Raw genomic sequence first — 18,478 nt, 5'->3', positions numbered from 1 at the left:
ATGCTGACCTACGCCTATCCACGCAGCCGCTTTGAGCCAACCATCTTGGTGGACCTGAACGCCAAGGCCGAGCGCGAGCGGCTGTCCAAGTCCGCCCTGAAGGGCTTTTTCAAACTGGTCGCCACCTGGAAGGTACGCGACGAGGACGCGCGCCAGCTGCTCGGCGGCCTGTCCAACAGCGCCTACTACGACTGGAAGAAAAATCCGGAACGCACGCTGGAAGTCGACTGCATCACGCGCATTTCCTACCTGCTCGGCATCTACAAGGCGCTGCACATCATCTACGGCGACAAGCTTGCCGATGAATGGATCGGTCTGCCCAACAGCAACCAGATCTTCGAGGGCCGCACGCCGCTGGCCTATGTGCTGGGCGGCGGCCTGATCGCCATGCAAACCGTGCGTCAGCTGCTCGACGCGCGCCGTGGAGGCCTGTAAGTGCCGGTCAGCCTCGTTCCGCCCTTAACCACGCTGCGCCAGTTCGACACCTGCCGGTTGTTACCCTCCCGCTTTGCGGATGTGGAGGACTCCGTGCTGGCGCCGCTGGCCGACAGCGACGATCACCTGCGCGATCTGTTCGACCTGGATAACGCCACCAACGCCCGCCTGCGCACGCAGAACGGCGGCGCGGCCGGCATCAACGTCGATGAACTGGTGTTCGGCGTGCCCAACTTCCGTATCGTCAACGCCGCCTTTACCTATGCGCATCCACAAGGCAGCCGTTTTAACGATGGCCGCCGTGGCGCCTGGTACTGCGCCTTCGACGTGGAAACCGCGCTGGCGGAAGTCAGCTTCCACAAGGCGGTGGAATACGCGGAGATCAACCGCTTCGACGACAGCGTGCAGTATCAGTGCATGCTGGCCGACTTCACCGCCACCTTCCATGACCTCCGTGGACAGGCGCGCTACGCCGCCTGCATGGCGCCGGACAGCTATATCGCATCGCAAACGCTGGCGGAACGCCTGCTGGAAGGCGGCTCGCTCGGCATCATCTATCCGAGCGTACGGCGTGCAGGCGGCACCAACCTGGCCTGCTTCCGCCCGGCCCTGGTGGGCAATGTTCGCAAAGGCGCGGCCTATCGGTTAACATGGCAAGGCAGTCCGGAACCGAAGATAGAAATTATTTAACATGCAAACCAAACCAGAAAAAGACCTCGAACTCCGCAACAAGGTGAACCGCGAAACGGCACGCCTGCCATGGTCGGAACTCGTCAAGCATTTCGCGCAGGGGAACGTGGTGTGGGTCGCCAATTCGCTCGACCTGGTTGACGTGGCCGTGCGCATCGCGCACGACGACAAGGCCAACATCAGCCAGTGGATGAATTCAGGCCTGATCGCCAGGGTCAGCGACGCGCAGGCGCAGGCCTGGCTCGACGCCAACACCCAGCTGTGGGCCTCGGTGGTCAGCCCGTTTATCCTGGTACAGGAACAGAAGGCCCTGAACTAGGGAATAGATAGCCGCAACCCTGGTCCGCAGGATCGCGCGCCAGGATGCGGTCGTACAGTCCCAGGTTTTTGCTCATTGTGCGTTCCACATCCTCCGGCAGCAGCAGACCTGCTGCGACCTGGCGTTCAGCGGCGGCCTTCACGGCGGCCACATAGGCATCGCGCGTCGGATAACGCATTTCCAGGCTTGGACGAGGATCGCCGGCCGCCATGCGCTCGGCTTCCGTGCGCGCAAACGGCACAAAGCTGCCGTCGAAGCGCGACGTTGCCCAGGCAAAACCGGTTTCCGGCGCGCGCAGGTTCCAGCCGGTGTGCGTGCCCAATGGCGCCTGCAATTCCACCAGGCGCACGCCTCCCCTGTCGTTGCCATCCGCATCCGGCGTCGGCACGCGGGTTTCGTAGTCGTCGCCACGCTTCGGCGGCGAGGTTCTCAGGTTCAGTTGCGGCTGGCGCAGGTTCTGTTCCGGCGGCGTGATGCCCAGGCCTTTCGGAAAGATGGCGCGGTAGTCGGCCACCGTGGTCAGCGTGCCGTCGGCGAGGCCCGGATAGGCGCTGGCCGGCGGCTGCTTGCCTTTGACGGTCCAGTCGTCCAGCGCCACGATCAGCGCGCGCATCGGCAGGTAATGGTCGCTGGTCGACACGCAGGCGGTGAACGGCGCGCGCTTGTTCGAGCGGCCGACATAGTGCTGCGCGCCCATGAAGCCATACAGGCGCACATTCTCCGCCGGCGCCACATCGCGCGCGCCGTCAGGCGTGGTAGCGATCAGCGAGGCGCCGCGATTCCAGAATTCAGTCGAGGTGTTGGCGACGATCAGCTTCGGCAGATTGCCCTGCTTGTCGCGCGCCTTGTCCAGCGTGGAAGCGGTTTTGCCGCTGACCGGATCGCGCGTCGGCGTGCTGGTGAACGGGAAGGCGTCAGCCGGATAGCCATGCTCCTCCATCATCGATGGATGACGGGTCGGCTGCGCGAAGCTGCTGTTGAAGCCTGCCGAACCGCCAGCACCAGGCACCTGCATGTACGCGCCGTTGAAGGCCAGCTTGCCGCTTTCGTCGACGTTGAGGCCATCATGCATCATGCGGCCGATCAGGCGGCCGGACTGGCTGATGCCGAAGATCAGTATATTGCGCGGCGCCGGCGCGCCTTCAAACGGATGATCGCGGAAGTAGGACAGCAGGTCGCGGATGCCCGCCAGGCCAGCGCCGGTGACATACGGATCTTTGGCGACGTAGCTGATCTCGTAGAGCGTATCCGGCTGGAAGCCGCCTTCCAGCTGCACGCGGCCAGGGCCGCCCTTCAGTTCCGGCGCCACGAATTTCCAGGCGCTGCGCGGGATCGGCTTGGGCTTGTCACCCTGGCGCGCACGCTGCGTCAATTGTGCATGTGGATCGTTGGGCGTGGCTGGCTCGTAGGTCAGGCCGCGCATGCCGGCATAGCTGACGATATCGGTCGGCGCGTTGACGGTGAATTCGTTCTGCACCTTGCCCTTGACGCCCTTCGCCACCGGCGGCGCGAACACCAGCGGGCGCGATGGCGGTGTGCCAGCTGCAGGTGCGGTCGGAGCCACGTCCCAGGTCCAGGCGGAGAACAGCAGCGAGAAGCCGTGGCGCATCAGGAAGCCATCGCCGGCATCCGCAACGGTGGTGGGATCGTTCTGCGCCGGGCTGCGGCCGTTGACCTGGCCGAGAATGGCGATGTTGCCACGATTGTTCACGTCGTACAGCAAGGTGGTGGGCTGGGCGCCGGTCGGGCGTAGCAGCACGAACTCGCTGGAGAACAACACGCGGCCTTGCTTGTCGCGCGGCGCGCGCTTCAAGTCGGCGATGGATGCGTTGGCGGTGGCTTTCGGGTCCAGCGCGTAATAGGCAACGCCGCGTATCTTTTCATATGCGCCGTATTCGCCAAAGCTGACGCCAGGCGCAAACGGCACGCGCTCGGTCACTTCGATGCGCTCGACGGCAGCTTGCGCACTGGCGGCCGTTGCGGCGATGGCCAACGCCATCAAGGTGCGCTTCATGATGCGGCCCGGCGCTACGGCATGCGCTTCAGCGGCCGGCGCCACTGTTGCGGTACCGGCTGCCGTTTCGAAGATGGAAACGCGGAAGTCGCGCGAATGGAGGAATTCTCGTACCGATTGCAGGCTCATAGAAAATATGCTGGACAGTGAGGACTATCCAGCATATTAGCAAAGCGGCTTAGTTGGCAAGCAGCAGGCCGGCAATCAGGCCGGTGGTGATCCCGACCAGCACATAATCGCTACCGGTCTGCACCCAGTGATAGCCACGCGGCGGTGCGCTCAGGCGGTGCGAGCGCCAGTCGCTGACGACGTATTGGCGGCTGCGGTATTCGGGCGGCAGGCGACCGCCTTTGTGCAAGTCATGACGCGGGCCGGCGCCACGGCGGTCGTGGTCACGGCGATCATCTTGACGATAGTCGTTGCGATCGTTGCGGCGCTCGTCGTGATGGCTGAAATCAGGGCCGCCACGGCGGTCGTTACTGTTATCGTGACGTTGCGCCGAAGCCGCGCCGGTCACACCCATCATGGCCACCAGAACGGCAGCGGTAATCAGTTTGCGGTTCATATCGAACTCCTTTGTAAGTGCTTCGATGGCTACAGATTACATCTACGGTGGATATTGTTCTGTACGCCAACGAACGTTACTCAGGTCGGCGTGTCGACATCATCCCACTCGCGATCCTCGAAGCGCACCAGCCAGTTCAGCGCATAGTGGCGCTCCTGCAGCACGCCGTCGTTAAGCCCCGCCGGCACCGGCGCCTTCTTCAGCAGCGCCTGGCGGCTGGCCCAGTGCAGGCGGTAATGCAGGTCCAGCGCGTCCAGGATCTCGGATGGCGTGCGGACGGCCAGCTGCTTGCGCAAGCCATCGGTGCCGCGCTCGATCACCTTGCCGGAGATCGACGACACATCGCAGATCGCATCCGCGAACGGCAGTTCTGCTTGCATGCCGAGCGCCCATTGCAGTACCAGGATCGCCTCATAGCGCCACAGGAACTGCGTGATTTCCTGCTCGGTCGGCGCTTCCTGCGCGAGGAAGGCGCGTTCGGCGTCGCTCAGGTTGGCGAAGGCCGGCGGGAAGCGCTGCTGCAAATCGGCGACGGTGATCGGCGTCTTGCTGGTCAGGGACTCGGCGCGGATAGCGACGACGAACAGCGCCAGCATGCGGCGCAGGATGTCTTCCGGCGCGCGCAGGCGCAGTTCCGGCTCGGACACCAGCGGCGGCAGGCTGTCCGGCACATCGATCTTGCGCCCGGCCAGCAGCGCCTCGGTGCGCGCCTTGCGCTGCCATGCCTGCGGCGGATAAGGGATCACGGCATCCGGATCGCCATCTTCGCCGGAGACCGCCAGCAGCACACGGCCTTGCGGATCGCGCACGCTGCCGTCCTGCATGAAGATCAGCGCATTGGCGGCGGCGGCCCATTCGCGGAACGCGTCCAGGTCGGCGGCATCCACGGCAAAGCTCATATGCTGCTGCGTGCGTTGCAGGTGGCGGATGACGTGGTAGCGGGTACGCGTCATCTTGCCTTCGTTCTGCTCGGCCAGATAGTGCATGAAGCCGTTCAGGTGCGGGCCCATTTCTGCGTCGGACAGGTCGCGGCGGCCGTTCAGCACATGCGGGAAAGTTGGCTTGGGCGCGTCAGCGACGGTGCTGTAGGCGTTGAGCAGAATATGGTTGCTGATGTCTTTCGGGGAGAACAGCTGCTTGAGTCGGTTTAACATGGTCTCTTATCTTTTAACGCATATCCAGCGGGCGGCGACGGCGCGGCGGCGGGAATGCACGGTCCAATGCGGCCAGGTCATCGGCGGAAAGGCGAATGTCGGCTGCAGCGCGGTTGGCGCGCAAGTGTACAGGATCGACGGCCTTGGGGATAGCAACTACGCCATCCTGGTGCAGCACCCAGGCCAATGCGATCTGCGCCGGCGTCACCTGATGCGCGGTGGCGACAGCCTTCAGGCCGGGATTATCCAGCAGCGCGGCCTGTTCGCGGCCCGAGGTTTCCAGCGGCGAGTAGGCCATGACCGGCATCTGCCGCTGACGCGCCCATGGCAACAGGTCGAACTCGATTCCGCGTTTCATCAGGTTGTACAGCACCTGGTTAGTGGCGGGCGCGCCGTAGGTGAGCGCCTCTTCCATGTTGTCCAGATCGAAGTTGCTGACGCCGTAAGCCTTGATCTTGCCGGCTTTCTTCAGCGTTTCGAAGGCGTCGAAGGTTTCGGCCAGCGGATGGTGGCCTTGCCAGTGCAGCAGATATAAATCGATGGCCTCCACTTTCAGGCGGCGCAAACTGCGCTCGCAAGCCTGCTGCACGCCGTCAAAGCTGGCGTTATGCGGATAGACCTTGCTGACGACGAAGGCCTCATCACGCCGGCCGGCAATCGCCTCGCCAACCACCTCCTCCGCCCCGCCCTCGCCGTACATCTCGGCGGTATCGATCAAGCGCATGCCGAGATCAAGCCCAAGCTGCAGCGCCCGCACGTCCTCCTGCCTGCCGCTCGCCTTTTCGCCCATATTCCAGGTGCCCTGGCCCAGTACCGGCACTTCGGCGCCGTTTGCGAAACATATCGTCTTCATGGCACTCCAGACAGACCTGAACGGCCAAGCCAGACGTCCATAAACGAGCGCGAGCAATATTTACGCTCTGTTGGCACTGCCGTGCGCGTTGCGGGATCGGTCACGTCATACACGCGACTCATGCAGCGCGCAGTGCCTTGCCATACAAATTCCACCAGATAGGTGTGCATCTGCGCCGGCTGAAAGGAAACGATTGAGGGACCGCAATTGCCCTTGGACTTGCTATCTTGCCAGTTCCCCCACCCTGCCACCTGCACAGGCTGCCCGGCTGGCACAACCGTCTCTATCTGATCCGGGACGCTATTTAACTTCTCGCCCAGCTTGACGATCCACGACGACAGTACTTTTTGACCTTTGTCCCGTACCGCGCCGATCTGGGTGAAGTCCTTGCAAGACTGTTCGCTCGCGCTGATTGAATAGTCGACGTTCATTGGCATGCCTGTCGAGCGCATCAGAATCCGCGCCTTGTCGGAGGCGAGCGGCTCGGTGGAGCGCGATGTCACTGGCTCATGCTGGATGAGTGGTTGTGGCGGTGCGGCAGGCTTGGGTGGCGAAGGCGCTGCGGGTGTCTTAAGCGAGTCGGTCAGATAGCCCTTTTCGACCATGCAATCAGCCCATTTCTTAAGCAGGCGACGTGAGGGCTCCAAGTCCGACTCGCCCGGGCGCTTTTCGTCCCTGACCGCCTGCGGCGTGAAGCCGACGCGCGCCGAGGGGCCGCCGCCGCAATCGGCGCTATCTCGCAGTCTTTGTTCAGGCGACGCGCCCGGCTTTCGCCAATCTTCCAACGGGGGTTTGTCCGGCGTCAGATCTGTCGCCACAAAGCCTAAGGAGCAACCAGTACACCATACAAGAACGAGAACCGCCAATAAAGAATTAATAATCGTCATAAAGCGATTATTACACATTCCCACCAAGAAACATCTTCAGTGGCCGCCGCCGAGGTAGGCGGAGATGACTTTGGGGTCGGTTTTCAGGCTTTCGGCGGGGCCGTGGACGGAGATATTGCCGTTTTCGAGGACGTAGCCGTAGTCGGCCACATTCAGCGCGGCGGCGGCGAATTGTTCTACCAGCAGCATCGTCACGCCTTCGGATTTCAGGCGCTGGATGATGCGGAAGACTTCTTCCACCAGGATCGGGGCCAGCCCCATTGACGGTTCGTCCAGCAGCACCACGTCGGGATTCAGCATCACCGCGCGCGCCATTGCCAGCATCTGCTGCTCGCCGCCAGATAGCGTGCCGGCCAACTGGTGCTGGCGCTCTTTCAGGCGTGGGAACAGTTCCAGCGCTTTTTCCAGGTCGCGCTTGATGTCGCCCTTCGGCCGCGCGCGGGTGAAGCGCGGGAAGGCACCCAGCAGCAGGTTGTCGGTGACGCTCATCGAGGCGAACACGCGCCGGCCTTCCGGAGAATGCGCCAGCCCGGCGCGGGCGATCTTGTGCGAATCGCTGCCGGTGATGTCCTTGCCGTCCAGGGTGACCTTGCCGCCCTTCGGCTTGATCATGCCGGAGATGGCGCGCATCGTGGTGGTCTTGCCGGCGCCGTTGGAGCCGATCAGCGTGACCAGCTTGCCTTTCGGGACGTCCAGCGAAATGCCGTGCAGGACTTCGACTTTGCCGTAGGCGGCGTGCAGGTTGGAGATCGAGAGCATGTGGGTATCCTTGTCAGTGGGCGGCTTCGCTGCTGCCGCCAAGGTAGGCTTCGATCACTTTCGGATCGCTTTGCACGGCGGCCGGCTTGCCTTCGGCGATCTTCTGGCCGAAATCCAGCACCGTCACCGTGTCGGACAAGGCCATCACCACGTCCATGTGGTGCTCGATCAGGATGATGGTGATGCCATGGTCGCGGATCTTGCGGATGATGGCCATCAGTTCCTTGATGTCCGGCGCGGTCAGGCCGGCCGCCGGTTCGTCGAGCAGCAACAGACGTGGACTGAGGCCCAGCGCGCGCCCGATCTCCAGCAGGCGCTGTTTGCCGTAAGGTAGATTGCGCGCCTCCTCGTCCGCCATGTCCGCCAGGCCGACGAATTCGAGGATGCTGGCGGCCCGCTCACGCGCGCCCTGCTCTTCGCGCTTGTAGCGCGGCGTTTGCAGCATCACATCCAGCACGTTCGAGGCGAAGGTGTTGTGCAGGCCGACCAGCACATTTTCAGTGGCAGTCATCTCGCCGAACAACTGCACGTTCTGGAAGGTGCGCGCGACGCCGCCCAGCGCGATCTCGGACGGCGTGCGGCCGGAGATCACCGCGCCGGCAAAGGCGACCTTGCCGGCTGTCGGTTTGTAGATCCCGGTCAGCACATTCATCATGGTGCTCTTGCCGGAGCCGTTGGGGCCGATCAGGCCATGCACCGATCCTTGCAGCACATTCAGGTTGACCTGATTCAGCGCCTTCAGGCCACCGAACTGCATCAGGATCTGTTCGACATCGAGCAGCGTGTCGCCGGCCTTGCCGCCCTGCGCGTAGGGGAACGGCTCGACACCGCCGCCGGAAGCCGCCGGCTTGGCGTGTGCGCGTGCGCGGCCCAGCAGGTTTTGCAGGAAGCCGACGATGCCGTCCTGCAGGTAGTAGACGACGAATAGCGTCATCAGGCCGAAGATGGTCAGGCGCCAGTCGACGATGTTTTCCAGCTTGTAGGAGAACGCGGCCATGCCGATGGTGGCGATCAGCGGCACGGCGACGCCGCGCGGCGTGGCCTGCTTGCGGGCGATGGCCAGCGCGGAGCCGATTACGCCCAGCACGGCGGCAGCGGTGGCGATCTTGCGGAACAGTTCGATGTCGGCCAACAGGCTAGGCAGCATGACCACGATCAGTGCGCCGATCAGCGCGCCGGAACGGGTCTTGCGCCCACCCATGATCACCGCCAGCAGGAACAGGATGGTCAGCTCGAAGTTGTAGGTATTCGGCGAGATGTACTCTTCCGAATACGCGTACAGGCTGCCGGCCAGACCGGCAAAGCCGGCGCTGATGATAAAGGCGTACACCTTGTAGCGGTAGACCGATACACCCATGCAGTCGGAGGCGATCGGGCTGTCGCGCAGCGCTTCGAACGCGCGGCCCAGGTTGGACTTGAGTATGCGGTGCACCAGCACCAGCGAGATCACCATCAGCACCGCCACCATGTAGTAGTACTGTACTTCGCTGAGCTTTTCGCCGAACAGCACCGGCTTGGAGATCTTGATGCCCATCGGCCCTTCGGTGAGGAAGGTCATTTCGTTGATCAGGATCTGGATGATGGTGCCGAAGGCCAGCGTGACCATCGCCAGATAAGGGCCGGTGACGCGCAAGGCAGGCAGCGCGAGGATGGCGCCGAACACCGCGGCGCCGATCACGCTGGCCGGTATGGCCAGCCAGAACGGCGCCCCCAGCTTGAAGACGATCGCACCGGTGACATACGAGCCGATGCCGAACAGGCCGGCGTGGCCGAGCGATACCTGCCCGGTATAGCCGACCACGATGTCGAGCCCGAACAATAGTATGGCGTAGATCAGAATCGTTTCGAATAGATGGATATAGTAGGGATTAGGGATCAGCACCGGATACAGCGCCAGTACCGCCAGTCCCACCACGCTTGCCGCGATAATCGTCTTCTTCATGGGTCAGACCTTTTTGATGGCGGCTTTGCCGAACAGGCCGGACGGCTTCACCGCCAGCACCAGCAGCAGCAACAGCAGTCCCGGCACGTCCTTGTACCCGGTGGAGATGTAGTAGCCGGCGGTGGTTTCGGTGATGCCGAGTATCAGCCCGCCGACGATAGCGCCGACGCCCGAGGTCAGGCCGCCGATGATCGCCACCGCGAACGCTTTCAGGCCGAGCGAGGCGCCCATGGTGGCGCCGGTCAGCGTCAGCGGCGCCACCAGCACGCCGGCGAAGGCGGCAACGGCCGACGACAAGGCGTACGAAAAAGTGATTACCGCGCCGGTGTTAATGCCCATCAGGCCCGCCGCGTCGCGGTCATTGGCGGTGGCAACCACCGCCTTGCCGTAGATCGATTTGCGGTTGAAGATCTCCACCGCCGCCATGATGGCCAGCGCGCCCACCACCACGGCAATCTGCATCGGCTGCACATTGGCGCCGAGGATCTCGATCGGCGCCGACGACAGCGGCGACGGGAAGGTCAGGTCGTCCTTGCCCCAGATGTTCTCGGCGACGTTCTTGAAGATGATGGCCAGCGCGATGGTCGACATGATCCAGCCGAATTCGGATTTGATCTTGATCGCCGGCCGCACGCCTATCCACTCCACCAGCATGCCTTGCAGCGCGCCGAACACGATCACCAGCGGGATCATCAGCAGGTAGCTCATGTAAGGGCCGCCGTGGATGGTGCCCACCAGGCTGAGGCCCACCAGCGCGCCGAGCATCAACGATTCGCCCTGGCCGAAATTCAGCGTGCCGGAGGTAGCGAAGGTCAGCTGGTAGCCGAAGGCGATCACCGCGTAGATCATGCCCAGCGCGATGCCGCTGAACACCAGTTGCAACAGGATTTCCATAGTATTCCCCTGCAGACGACAAGAAAATGGCCAGGCTTGCGTTCACAAGTCTGGCCACTGTACGGCGCTAGGCGGCCTTACTTGGCATGTACGACTTTGCCGTCCTTGACTTCACCAAAGACGGTGATGTCGGCGGTGATGGCTTCGTGGTCGGTTTTGCTGTATGGCTTGTCATAGGTGGTGACCACGCCTTCAACTTTTTCGTTGAGGTTTTCCAGCGCGGCCTTGACCTTCGGGCCTTCGGTGCTGCCGGCCTGCTTGATGGCGGCGGCCAGCAGGTAGATCGAGTCGTAGCCCTGGGCGGCCGACACCGGCGACGGCATGCGGCCCTGCGGCGGGTTGTAGGCCTTGACGTAGGCGTCGATGAAGGCTTTGCGCTTCGCCGTGTTGGGGTCCTGGATGAAGGTCTGCGGCATGCGGGTGCCGTTGCCGTTCTTGCCGGCGTTGTCGATGAAGTTGGCCATCGACAGCGTCCAGCTGCCGATCAGCGGCACTTTCCAGCCGAGTTTTTCCATACCGTTGGCGATCTGCGCCAGCTCGGGGCCGATGCCGTAGGTCAGCACCACGTCAGCGCCGGCCTGCTTGGCCTTTAGCAGCTGGGCCGTCATGTCGACGTCCTTGATGTTGTACTTTTCAACCGCCACCGCCTTCAGGCTGCGGCTGGCCAGCACTTTCTCCAGGTCTTCGCGGCCCAGCTGGCCGTAGTTGGTGGAGTCGGCCAGAATCGCGACCTTCTTGAATTTACGGTTGTCGATCGCTTCCTTGATGATCATCTGCGACTGGATCTCATCGTTTGCGGAATTGCGGAAGATGTAGTTTTCCGGCTGGTCGGCGAACTGCTTGGTGATGACCGAGCCGGTGGCGACGTTGTTCATGACCGGGATCTTGGCGTCCTGGTAGAAGCGCTGCGAGGCCAGCGCCACGCCGGTGTTGATGTAGCCGACCGTGGCGGCCACGCGTTCCTTGTTGATCAGCTCCTGCGCGATCTGCACGCCGCGTTCGTTCTTGGCTTCGTCGTCGCGTTCGATCAGCTGGATCTGGCGACCGAGCACGCCGCCTTTGGCGTTGATCTCCGCCACCGCCAGCTTGACGCCGTCGCGCATCGACACGCCCATCGGCGCGGAACCGCCAGTGAACGGACCGGCGACGCCGATCTTGATGGGGTCAGCCGCCTGCGTGGTGGCTGCGAAACCGAGTGCCAGACCTGCAACGAGCAATTTCAACTTGAAATTCATGTGTCATCTCCTGTTATACAACGTTTTTTTTAGTAGTCGTACGCTGGAAAGTCGCCCCATCGGAAAACCATTGTAGGTTAGTAGAACGTCATCAGCAACAGATAGATGTGCCGCATCGCAGCAAGCTGGCACTGTGCAAGCGTGTAAGCCAGCCGTAAGGATTACATGCCGGGGCTGGCCTGTTTGAGGGCCCGGTTGGCGAAGCGCATCTGGGTTTCGGCCAGCGCTTCATTGCGTTCGAAGCCCATCGAGCCGTCGCGCAGGCCGATGGCCATGGCCATCACGGCTTCGGGATATTCGAGGTCGGCGGCTTTTTCGATCCAGCGCCGGGCGGCGATGTCGTCGCGCTTGACGCCGTCGCCGGCGAGGTAGAGTTTGGCCAGCGCGAACATGGCGGCCGGCGTCTGGCGGTTGGCGGCGAACTGCAGCCAGCGGGCGGCGGCCTTGGTGTCGCGAGCGACGGCCATGCCGTTCTGGTACATCATGCCCAGATAGTAGGCGGCCTGCGGATCGCCTTTCTGCGCGGCGGCGCTGAACAGCTGGAAGGCGCGCGGCAGGTTGGCCGGCGTGCGCTCGGAACCGCGCAGGCACAAACGCCCTTCTTCCACCGGGCCGGCCGAGGCGCCGCCAGCCAGCGACAGGCCGAGCGCCAGCAAGGCGGTGCCGATTACCGCGACTGCGGTGCAGCGCCGCTGCGTGCTTGCCAAAGGCGCTGCACCGGCCGCACGAGCAGCAACGCGGGCGGTGGCAGCGGCGGCGGCGGCGGTGGCAGCAGCAGCGGCAGCGGCAGCGGCAGCAGCGGTGGCTGCGGCGGTCGGGCGGCGCGGGATCATCATTTGCTCAAGTCGACGGTGTAGAGGGCATAGCCTTTGCCGTCGTCGGCTTTCAGCTGGCTGACCGCCGTGAGGCCGGCTTCGCGGGCGAGGCCCAGCACGCCGGGCGCGGAGCGGAATACCACCGGGCCTTTGACCGCGACCGGCGCGAAACGCCAGCTGCGGGTGGCGCCGTTACGCGCGCGGGTCAACTCTTTGGTCTTCTGGATGTAGGCGATCAGCACATCGCGGCTGGAATCCGGTGCGGCGATGACGGTCTTGCTGCCGTCCAGGCCGGGGAAGCCGCCACCACCGCTGGCGCGGTAGTTGTTGGTGGCGACCAGGAATTCCTGCGTCGGCGACAGCGGCGCACCTTTATAGTGCAGCTTGACGATGCGCTGGTCGGCCGGCTGGCTGACGTCGATCTGGTAGCTGACATCAGCATTGGTCAGCATGTCGAAGTTGAAGCCGGCGAAACCGGTATTGATCAGTTCCTGCTGCGCGCCGCTGGCGGGATCGATGCGGTTGAAGCGCTCGGCGGATTTCTCCAGCCAGGCTTTCAGCTGCGCGCCATTCACTTTTACCGCGTGCAGCGCATTCGGGTACAGGTATAGGTCGGCGGCGTTGTTCAGGGCGACCGCACCCGGTTTGACGTCGGTGTAGTCGGCGACGCCGGCGGAACCGGTCTTGAACGGCGACGCCATCGACAGCACCGGCAGCGCGGCGTACTGCGGCAGGTTGGCCTTGACGTAATCCTGCACATAGGCGGTTTGCGCCTGGTTCACCAGTTCGATCGCACTGACATCGCCGACGTCGGCAAAGTAGCTGCTCATGCGGAAATCGCTGTTGCCGACCGGTGTTTTGACGTAGCGGATAGTGGCCGCATGCTCGTCGGCCACCAGTTGCGCGATGGCTGGATCGGCGGCGACGTAGCTGCCATCGGCCTGGCGCGTGGCGCGCGCTTCCACCGTGGTGCGCGATTTGTCGACCACCCATTGCTTGCCGTCGTATCTCAGGTGCAGGCCGATCACGCCGAGGTGTTTGCCCCACAGGTTGGCCATCACCGCCGGCACGCCGTAGATGGTGCCCCGTGTCTTGTCGACGCCCGGCAGGTTGAAGCCGGCGGCCTTGCTGGCGGCGTCCGGGAACGGCAGGTGGGCATGGCCGATCAGCAGCGCGTCCACGCCCGGCACTTGCGCCAGATAGTAGTTGGCGTTCTCCATGTCCGGCGTGTACGGCGCGCCATCGACGCCGCCGTGCGAGATCGCGACCACCAGGTCGGCGCCTTCGGCGCGCATCTGCGGGATGTATTTTTGCGCCGACTCGCGCACGCCCTCGGCGTAGACCTTCCCTTCCAGCCAGGCCTTGTCCCAGGACAGCACGCCCGGCGGCGTGAAGCCGATGATGCCGACCTTGATGCTGACCGTCAGCGGCTGGCCATCCGGGCCGGTGGCCTGGATCTGGCGCGTCAGGATGCGGTATGGCGCGAACAGCGGCTGCTTTGATTTAGCGCTGTAGATATTCGCCAGCACGATCGGGAACGCCGGGCCGGCGCAGCGCGGCGCGTTGGCCGGCACGCCGTCAACGTCGAAGTGGTTGCCGGTGACCTGGTTCAGATAGGCCAGGCCGTAGTTGAATTCGTGGTTGCCGATGCCGGCGCCATCGACGCCCAGCTGGTTCATGGCCTTGTAGATGGCCAGCGTTTCATCGCAGGCCACCGGCTTGACCAGCGCCTGGTAGTCGGCCAGCGCCGTGCCTTGCAGCGCGTCGCCGTTATCCAGCAGCAGGTTGTTCGGGTATTCGGCGCGCGCCTGCTTGATCAGGGTCGCCGTGCGTTCCAGGCCGATGGCGGGATCGGGCTGCAGCTTGTAGTAATCATAACTGAGCACATTCGCATGCAGGTCGGTGGTTTCCAGCAGCGCCAGCGTGGCTTCGGCGCCAGCCGGTGTCGCGCTGCCCGGGCTACTGCCAGAAGGCAGGCTGGAACAGCCGATCAACAGCGAGGGCAAGGCGAGATAGACAAGACGCATGGAAGGCAGAGTAAAGTTACAGGCTGCGATATTCTATACGTTTTGTGGCATAAATGGCAGCATTTCGCCGCTGCGGCACGGCTGGTGGCACGGCTCTGGGAGAGCGCGGCTGGCTAGGGTATAATCCAAGGTTTGATTTCAGCCTTAGAAAAGAAGAAAACCATGGAAGCCGAACGCATCAACGCCCTCACCTCCCTGCTCGCCGACCTGACCACGCGCGAAGCCGAACTTCGGAGGTATCTTTGACTTCGATCGCAAAGTCGACAAGCTCGAACAGGTAAACGGCGAGCTGGAAGATCCAGCCGTCTGGAACGATCCGAAGAAAGCCCAGGACCTGGGCAAAGAGAAAAAATCGCTGGAAGCCGTGGTTGACGCACTGACCAAGGCCGACGCCGACCTGAAAGACATGGCCGACCTGATCGACATGGCCAAGGAAGAAGGCGACGACGACACGCTGGAAGCGCTGATCGTCGACGCCGAGGAAGTCCGCAAGGTCATCGAAGGCATGGAATTCCGCCGCATGTTCAGCAATCCGATGGACCCGAACAACTGCTTCGTCGACATCCAGGCCGGCGCCGGCGGCACCGAGGCCCAGGACTGGGCGTCGATGCTGCTGCGCCAGTACCTGCGCTATTCCGAACGCAAGGGCTTCAAGGTCGAGATCATGGAGCAGTCCGACGGCGAGGTGGCCGGCATCAAGACCGCGACGCTGAAAGTGGAAGGCGAATACGCCTACGGTTTCCTGCGCACCGAGACCGGCGTGCACCGCCTGGTGCGCAAGTCGCCGTTCGACTCGGCCGGCGGCCGTCACACCTCGTTCGTGTCGCTGTTCGTCTATCCGGAAGTGGACGATTCGATCGATATCGAGATCAACCCGGCCGACCTGCGTATCGACACCTACCGCGCATCGGGCGCCGGTGGTCAGCACATCAACAAGACCGATTCCGCAGTGCGCCTGACCCACGGCCCGTCCGGCATCGTGGTGCAGTGCCAGAACGACCGTTCGCAGCACCGCAACAAGGCCGAGGCGATGGAAATGCTGAAGGCGAAGTTGTACGAACTGGAACTGCGCAAGCGCATGAGCGAGCAGCAGAAACTGGAAGACTCCAAGACCGACGTCGGCTGGGGCCACCAGATCCGTTCCTATGTGCTGGACCAGTCGCGCATCAAGGACTTGCGTACCAACTTCGAGACCGGCAATACCAAGGGCGTGCTGGACGGCGACCTGGACGACTTCATCTCGGCTTCGCTCAAACAAGGCGTTTAATGACTCAGCGTGCATTCATCTTCGACATGGACGGCACCATAGTCGACAATATGTCCTTCCACGTGAAATCGTGGCTGGAATTCTTCCAGCGCCGTGGCCATGTGATTGATGCGGATGACTTCTTCCGCAACACCGCCGGCCGCCAGGGCCATGAAATCATGAGCACCTACTTCGGCAAGTCGCTGAGCAAGGAAGAAAGCGCGGCGCTGGATTTCGAGAAGGAAGCGCTGTACCGCGAGATGTACGCGCCACACCTGGCGCCGACCACCGGCTTCGTCGACTTCATCACGCGCGCCAAGGCGGCCGGCATCAAGCTGGCCGTGGCCACCGCCGCGCCGACCGAGAACATCGACTTCACGCTGGATGGCCTGGACCTGCGCAAGGAATTCAACGCAATCGCCGGCGCTGCCGATGTGGCGCGTGGCAAGCCGAATCCGGACGTATTCCTGCTGGCCGCCGAGCGCGCCGGCACGCTGCCGGCCGACAGCATCGTGTTTGAAGACGCGCCGCTGGGCGTCGAAGCGGCACGCCGCGCCGGCATGCGCGCGGTGGTGCTGACAACCACTTTGCCGGCTGAAGCGTTCAAGGAATTCGACAACGTCATCGCTGTCGTGCGCGACTTCAGCGAACTGGATGTGGACGAACTGTTCGCCGCCACCGCCACCAACTAATCATCACCTCAACATAAGTAAAGACCATGACTACGGATCTTCAAGACCAAGCAGCCGCTCCTGACGAAAATAAAATCATTGCGGAGCGCCGCGCCAAGCTGGCCGCCATCCGCGAACAAGGCATCGCCTTCCCGAACGACTTCAAGCCTGAGCACAAGGCAGCCGACCTGCACGCGCAATACGGCGAGAAGACCCGCGAAGAGCTGGAAGCTGCTCCGGTCACCGTCACGCTGGCAGGCCGCATGATGCTGAAGCGCGAAGCTGGCAAGAAAGCCGCTTTCGCCACGCTGCAGGATGCCTCCGGCCCGAAAGCCGATGGCCGCATCCAGATCTATGCCACGCTGGACCTGACCGGCGAAGCCGCCATGGCGGCACTGCACCACTACGACCTGGGCGACATCCTGGGCGTGGTCGGCACGCTGTTCAAGACCAAGACCGATGAACTGACCATCAAGGTTAGCGAGCTGCGCCTGATCACCAAGTCGCTGCGCCCGCTGCCGGACAAATTCCACGGCCTGGCCGACCAGGAAACCAAGTACCGCCAGCGCTACGTGGACCTGATCATGAACGAAGAGACGCGCCGCACCTTCAAGGCGCGTACCGCCGCGATTTCGTCGATCCGCCGTTTCATGGAAAAGAACGAGTTCATGGAAGTGGAAACGCCGATGCTGCACACCATTCCAGGTGGCGCCGCCGCGAAGCCGTTCATCACCCACCACAATGCGCTGGACATGCAGATGTTCCTGCGTATCGCGCCTGAGCTGTACCTGAAGCGCCTGGTGGTTGGCGGTTTTGACCGCGTGTTCGAGATCAACCGCAACTTCCGTAACGAAGGCGTGTCGATCCGTCACAATCCGGAATTCACGATGATGGAATTCTACGCGGCCTACACCGACTACAAATGGCTGATGGACTTCACCGAAGCCGTCATCCGCCAGGCCGCAATCGATGCGCACGGCACCGCCAAGCTGACCTACGGCGGCCGCGAGCTGGACCTGTCGAAGCCATTCCACCGCCTGACCATCGTTGAGGCGATCAACAAGTATGCGCCTTCGTACACCGCCGAGCAGTTGAATGACGCGGAGTTCATCAAGAAGGAACTGCTGAAGTTCGGCGTCAAGCCGTTTGCCACCGCCGGCCTGGGCGCGCTGCAACTGGCGCTGTTTGAAGAAACCGCCGAGGCACAGCTGTGGGAACCGACTTACATCATCGATTATCCGGTTGAAGTGTCGCCGCTGGCGCGTGCGTCGGATTCGCGCGAAGGCATCACCGAGCGCTTCGAGCTGTTCATGGTGGGCCGCGAGATCGCCAACGGCTTCTCGGAGCTGAACGATGCGGAAGACCAGTCGGCCCGCTTCCTGGCCCAGGTGGCCGCCAAGGACGCCGGCGACGAGGAGGCGATGTTCTACGACGCGGACTACATCCGCGCACTGGAATACGGCATGCCGCCAGCCGGCGGTTGCGGCATCGGCATCGACCGCCTGATGATGATCATCACCGACTCGCCGAACATCCGCGACGTGCTGCTGTTCCCGCACTTGCGCCGCGAAGAGTAACCCGTCATCGCTGCCACGGAAGCCGCTCTTTTGAGCGGCTTTTTTTATTCAAACGCGACGTCTTCAATGCGGAAGCGGAACTCGTGCGGGCGAAGGAGCGCGAGAATTGATTGGGCGTGACAGGCTTGCCTTTATGGTTGATCTCATTGCCCTCAACGGCAGCGTAATTGTGTTCGCCGTAACTCCATGAACGCAGCACCGTGCCTTCGGGCAGGAACAGGCATTTCCATTGATAGCCATGCAGTCCATCAGGATCGGCAGTTTTGGGGAACTGCTTCAGGTCGGCGAGCCAGAATTCGATCGCTTGGGTAATTGCATCTGATAGATCTTGTGAGCCCGTACGACGTTTCAGCTGCTCAACAAGGTTAAGCAAGATGGGTGTGGGTAGCTGCACA

18 protein-coding genes are annotated in these 18,478 nt (G+C 62.8%); 6 read left to right on the top strand and 12 right to left on the bottom strand.

Translation table 11 applies throughout. From position 1 onward, the window contains the following. From BLS51_RS17705 to BLS51_RS17695, 3 genes are read left to right on the top strand one after another with little or no spacing between them, the layout of a single operon-like run. Positions 1 to 435, top strand: coding sequence for an antitoxin Xre/MbcA/ParS toxin-binding domain-containing protein (locus tag BLS51_RS17705; protein ID WP_090185464.1), 435 nt, complete (start codon positions 1 to 3; stop codon positions 433 to 435). Then, positions 436 to 1,125: an RES family NAD+ phosphorylase gene (locus tag BLS51_RS17700; RefSeq protein WP_090185460.1), complete on the top strand. Its 690-nt coding sequence runs from the start codon at positions 436 to 438 to the stop codon at positions 1,123 to 1,125. Position 1,126: 1 nt separating this feature from the next. Next, entirely contained in the window at positions 1,127 to 1,444 is a 318-nt protein-coding gene (locus BLS51_RS17695; RefSeq protein ID WP_090185455.1) for a DUF2288 domain-containing protein, read from the top strand. Here the strand turns inward: BLS51_RS17695 and BLS51_RS17690 are convergent. From BLS51_RS17690 to BLS51_RS17640, 11 genes are all read right to left on the bottom strand, one after another. Continuing rightward, on the bottom strand, positions 1,410 to 3,587 hold the full coding sequence (locus BLS51_RS17690; RefSeq protein ID WP_090185451.1) for an alpha/beta hydrolase domain-containing protein: 2,178 nt from the start codon (positions 3,585 to 3,587) through the stop codon (positions 1,410 to 1,412). The two genes, BLS51_RS17695 and BLS51_RS17690, sit on opposite strands and share 35 nt — an antisense overlap. Before the next feature lie 49 nt (positions 3,588 to 3,636). Continuing rightward, positions 3,637 to 4,023, bottom strand: a complete 387-nt coding sequence (locus tag BLS51_RS17685) for an RcnB family protein (protein WP_090185446.1) — start codon at positions 4,021 to 4,023, stop codon at positions 3,637 to 3,639. An 80-nt stretch (positions 4,024 to 4,103) separates the two neighbouring features. Beyond that, positions 4,104 to 5,177, bottom strand: a complete 1,074-nt coding sequence (locus BLS51_RS17680; RefSeq protein WP_090185443.1) for a DUF4272 domain-containing protein — start codon at positions 5,175 to 5,177, stop codon at positions 4,104 to 4,106. 13 nt (positions 5,178 to 5,190) lie between these two features. After that, positions 5,191 to 6,030: an aldo/keto reductase gene (locus BLS51_RS17675; RefSeq protein WP_090185439.1), complete on the bottom strand. Its 840-nt coding sequence runs from the start codon at positions 6,028 to 6,030 to the stop codon at positions 5,191 to 5,193. Further along, positions 6,027 to 6,917 (bottom strand): hypothetical protein, encoded by an 891-nt coding sequence (locus tag BLS51_RS17670; RefSeq protein ID WP_139168728.1) that lies wholly within the window; start codon positions 6,915 to 6,917, stop codon positions 6,027 to 6,029. Before BLS51_RS17670 ends, BLS51_RS17675 begins: the two co-directional genes overlap by 4 nt. Before the next feature lie 36 nt (positions 6,918 to 6,953). Then, positions 6,954 to 7,676 (bottom strand): ABC transporter ATP-binding protein, encoded by a 723-nt coding sequence (locus BLS51_RS17665; RefSeq protein WP_090185431.1) that lies wholly within the window; start codon positions 7,674 to 7,676, stop codon positions 6,954 to 6,956. Positions 7,677 to 7,689: 13 nt separating this feature from the next. Next, a complete protein-coding gene (locus BLS51_RS17660; protein ID WP_090185426.1) occupies positions 7,690 to 9,618 on the bottom strand; it encodes a branched-chain amino acid ABC transporter ATP-binding protein/permease in 1,929 nt (642 codons plus the stop codon). Between the two features lie 3 nt (positions 9,619 to 9,621). Beyond that, positions 9,622 to 10,512 carry a branched-chain amino acid ABC transporter permease gene (locus BLS51_RS17655; protein WP_090185420.1) on the bottom strand — a complete coding sequence of 297 codons (891 nt, stop codon included), beginning with the start codon at positions 10,510 to 10,512 and terminating at the stop codon, positions 9,622 to 9,624. 77 nt (positions 10,513 to 10,589) lie between these two features. After that, positions 10,590 to 11,747 (bottom strand): ABC transporter substrate-binding protein, encoded by a 1,158-nt coding sequence (locus tag BLS51_RS17650; RefSeq protein WP_090185415.1) that lies wholly within the window; start codon positions 11,745 to 11,747, stop codon positions 10,590 to 10,592. Positions 11,748 to 11,908: 161 nt separating this feature from the next. Next, positions 11,909 to 12,583 carry a tetratricopeptide repeat protein gene (locus BLS51_RS17645; RefSeq protein WP_229207630.1) on the bottom strand — a complete coding sequence of 225 codons (675 nt, stop codon included), beginning with the start codon at positions 12,581 to 12,583 and terminating at the stop codon, positions 11,909 to 11,911. Further along, positions 12,580 to 14,589, bottom strand: coding sequence for a bifunctional 2',3'-cyclic-nucleotide 2'-phosphodiesterase/3'-nucleotidase (locus tag BLS51_RS17640; RefSeq protein WP_090185408.1), 2,010 nt, complete (start codon positions 14,587 to 14,589; stop codon positions 12,580 to 12,582). Before BLS51_RS17640 ends, BLS51_RS17645 begins: the two co-directional genes overlap by 4 nt. A 162-nt stretch (positions 14,590 to 14,751) precedes the next feature. Between BLS51_RS17640 and prfB the strand changes: the two genes are divergently transcribed. From prfB to lysS, 3 genes are all read left to right on the top strand, one after another. Further along, a protein-coding gene (gene prfB / locus BLS51_RS17635) for a peptide chain release factor 2 (protein ID WP_139168725.1) occupies positions 14,752 to 15,856 on the top strand; the annotation gives its coding sequence in 2 pieces (ribosomal slippage) (positions 14,752 to 14,832 and positions 14,834 to 15,856; 1,104 coding nt in all). Continuing rightward, on the top strand, positions 15,856 to 16,527 hold the full coding sequence (locus BLS51_RS17630; RefSeq protein WP_090185401.1) for an HAD family hydrolase: 672 nt from the start codon (positions 15,856 to 15,858) through the stop codon (positions 16,525 to 16,527). Before prfB ends, BLS51_RS17630 begins: the two co-directional genes overlap by 1 nt. A gap of 26 nt (positions 16,528 to 16,553) precedes the next feature. Then, complete coding sequence (gene lysS / locus BLS51_RS17625) at positions 16,554 to 18,083, top strand: lysine--tRNA ligase (protein WP_090185396.1); 1,530 nt, start codon at positions 16,554 to 16,556, stop codon at positions 18,081 to 18,083. Positions 18,084 to 18,087: 4 nt separating this feature from the next. Here lysS and BLS51_RS29470 read toward each other — a convergent pair whose 3' ends face one another. Continuing rightward, positions 18,088 to 18,456, bottom strand: a complete 369-nt coding sequence (locus BLS51_RS29470) for a hypothetical protein (protein WP_139168724.1) — start codon at positions 18,454 to 18,456, stop codon at positions 18,088 to 18,090. Positions 18,457 to 18,478: the final 22 nt, after the last annotated feature.

The sequence above is a fragment of the Duganella sp. OV510 genome (genome assembly GCF_900100205.1).
Lineage (GTDB): Bacteria > Pseudomonadota > Gammaproteobacteria > Burkholderiales > Burkholderiaceae_D > Rugamonas.
Note: the sequence above shows the minus strand (reverse complement) of the source record. Positions and strands in the feature narration are given on the sequence as shown.

Coding starts and splice junctions, on each gene's coding strand:
- lysS (WP_090185396.1), top strand. CDS start 16,554: ATGACTACGGATCTTCAAGACCAAGCAGCCGCTCCTGACGAAAATAAA.
- BLS51_RS17675 (WP_090185439.1), bottom strand. CDS start 6,030: ATGAAGACGATATGTTTCGCAAACGGCGCCGAAGTGCCGGTACTGGGC.
- BLS51_RS17655 (WP_090185420.1), bottom strand. CDS start 10,512: ATGGAAATCCTGTTGCAACTGGTGTTCAGCGGCATCGCGCTGGGCATG.
- BLS51_RS17665 (WP_090185431.1), bottom strand. CDS start 7,676: ATGCTCTCGATCTCCAACCTGCACGCCGCCTACGGCAAAGTCGAAGTC.
- BLS51_RS17660 (WP_090185426.1), bottom strand. CDS start 9,618: ATGAAGAAGACGATTATCGCGGCAAGCGTGGTGGGACTGGCGGTACTG.
- BLS51_RS17630 (WP_090185401.1), top strand. CDS start 15,856: ATGACTCAGCGTGCATTCATCTTCGACATGGACGGCACCATAGTCGAC.
- BLS51_RS17695 (WP_090185455.1), top strand. CDS start 1,127: ATGCAAACCAAACCAGAAAAAGACCTCGAACTCCGCAACAAGGTGAAC.
- BLS51_RS17680 (WP_090185443.1), bottom strand. CDS start 5,177: ATGTTAAACCGACTCAAGCAGCTGTTCTCCCCGAAAGACATCAGCAAC.
- BLS51_RS17685 (WP_090185446.1), bottom strand. CDS start 4,023: ATGAACCGCAAACTGATTACCGCTGCCGTTCTGGTGGCCATGATGGGT.
- BLS51_RS17670 (WP_139168728.1), bottom strand. CDS start 6,917: ATGACGATTATTAATTCTTTATTGGCGGTTCTCGTTCTTGTATGGTGT.
- BLS51_RS17705 (WP_090185464.1), top strand. CDS start 1: ATGCTGACCTACGCCTATCCACGCAGCCGCTTTGAGCCAACCATCTTG.
- BLS51_RS17645 (WP_229207630.1), bottom strand. CDS start 12,583: ATGATGATCCCGCGCCGCCCGACCGCCGCAGCCACCGCTGCTGCCGCT.
- BLS51_RS17640 (WP_090185408.1), bottom strand. CDS start 14,589: ATGCGTCTTGTCTATCTCGCCTTGCCCTCGCTGTTGATCGGCTGTTCC.
- BLS51_RS17650 (WP_090185415.1), bottom strand. CDS start 11,747: ATGAATTTCAAGTTGAAATTGCTCGTTGCAGGTCTGGCACTCGGTTTC.
- BLS51_RS17690 (WP_090185451.1), bottom strand. CDS start 3,587: ATGAGCCTGCAATCGGTACGAGAATTCCTCCATTCGCGCGACTTCCGC.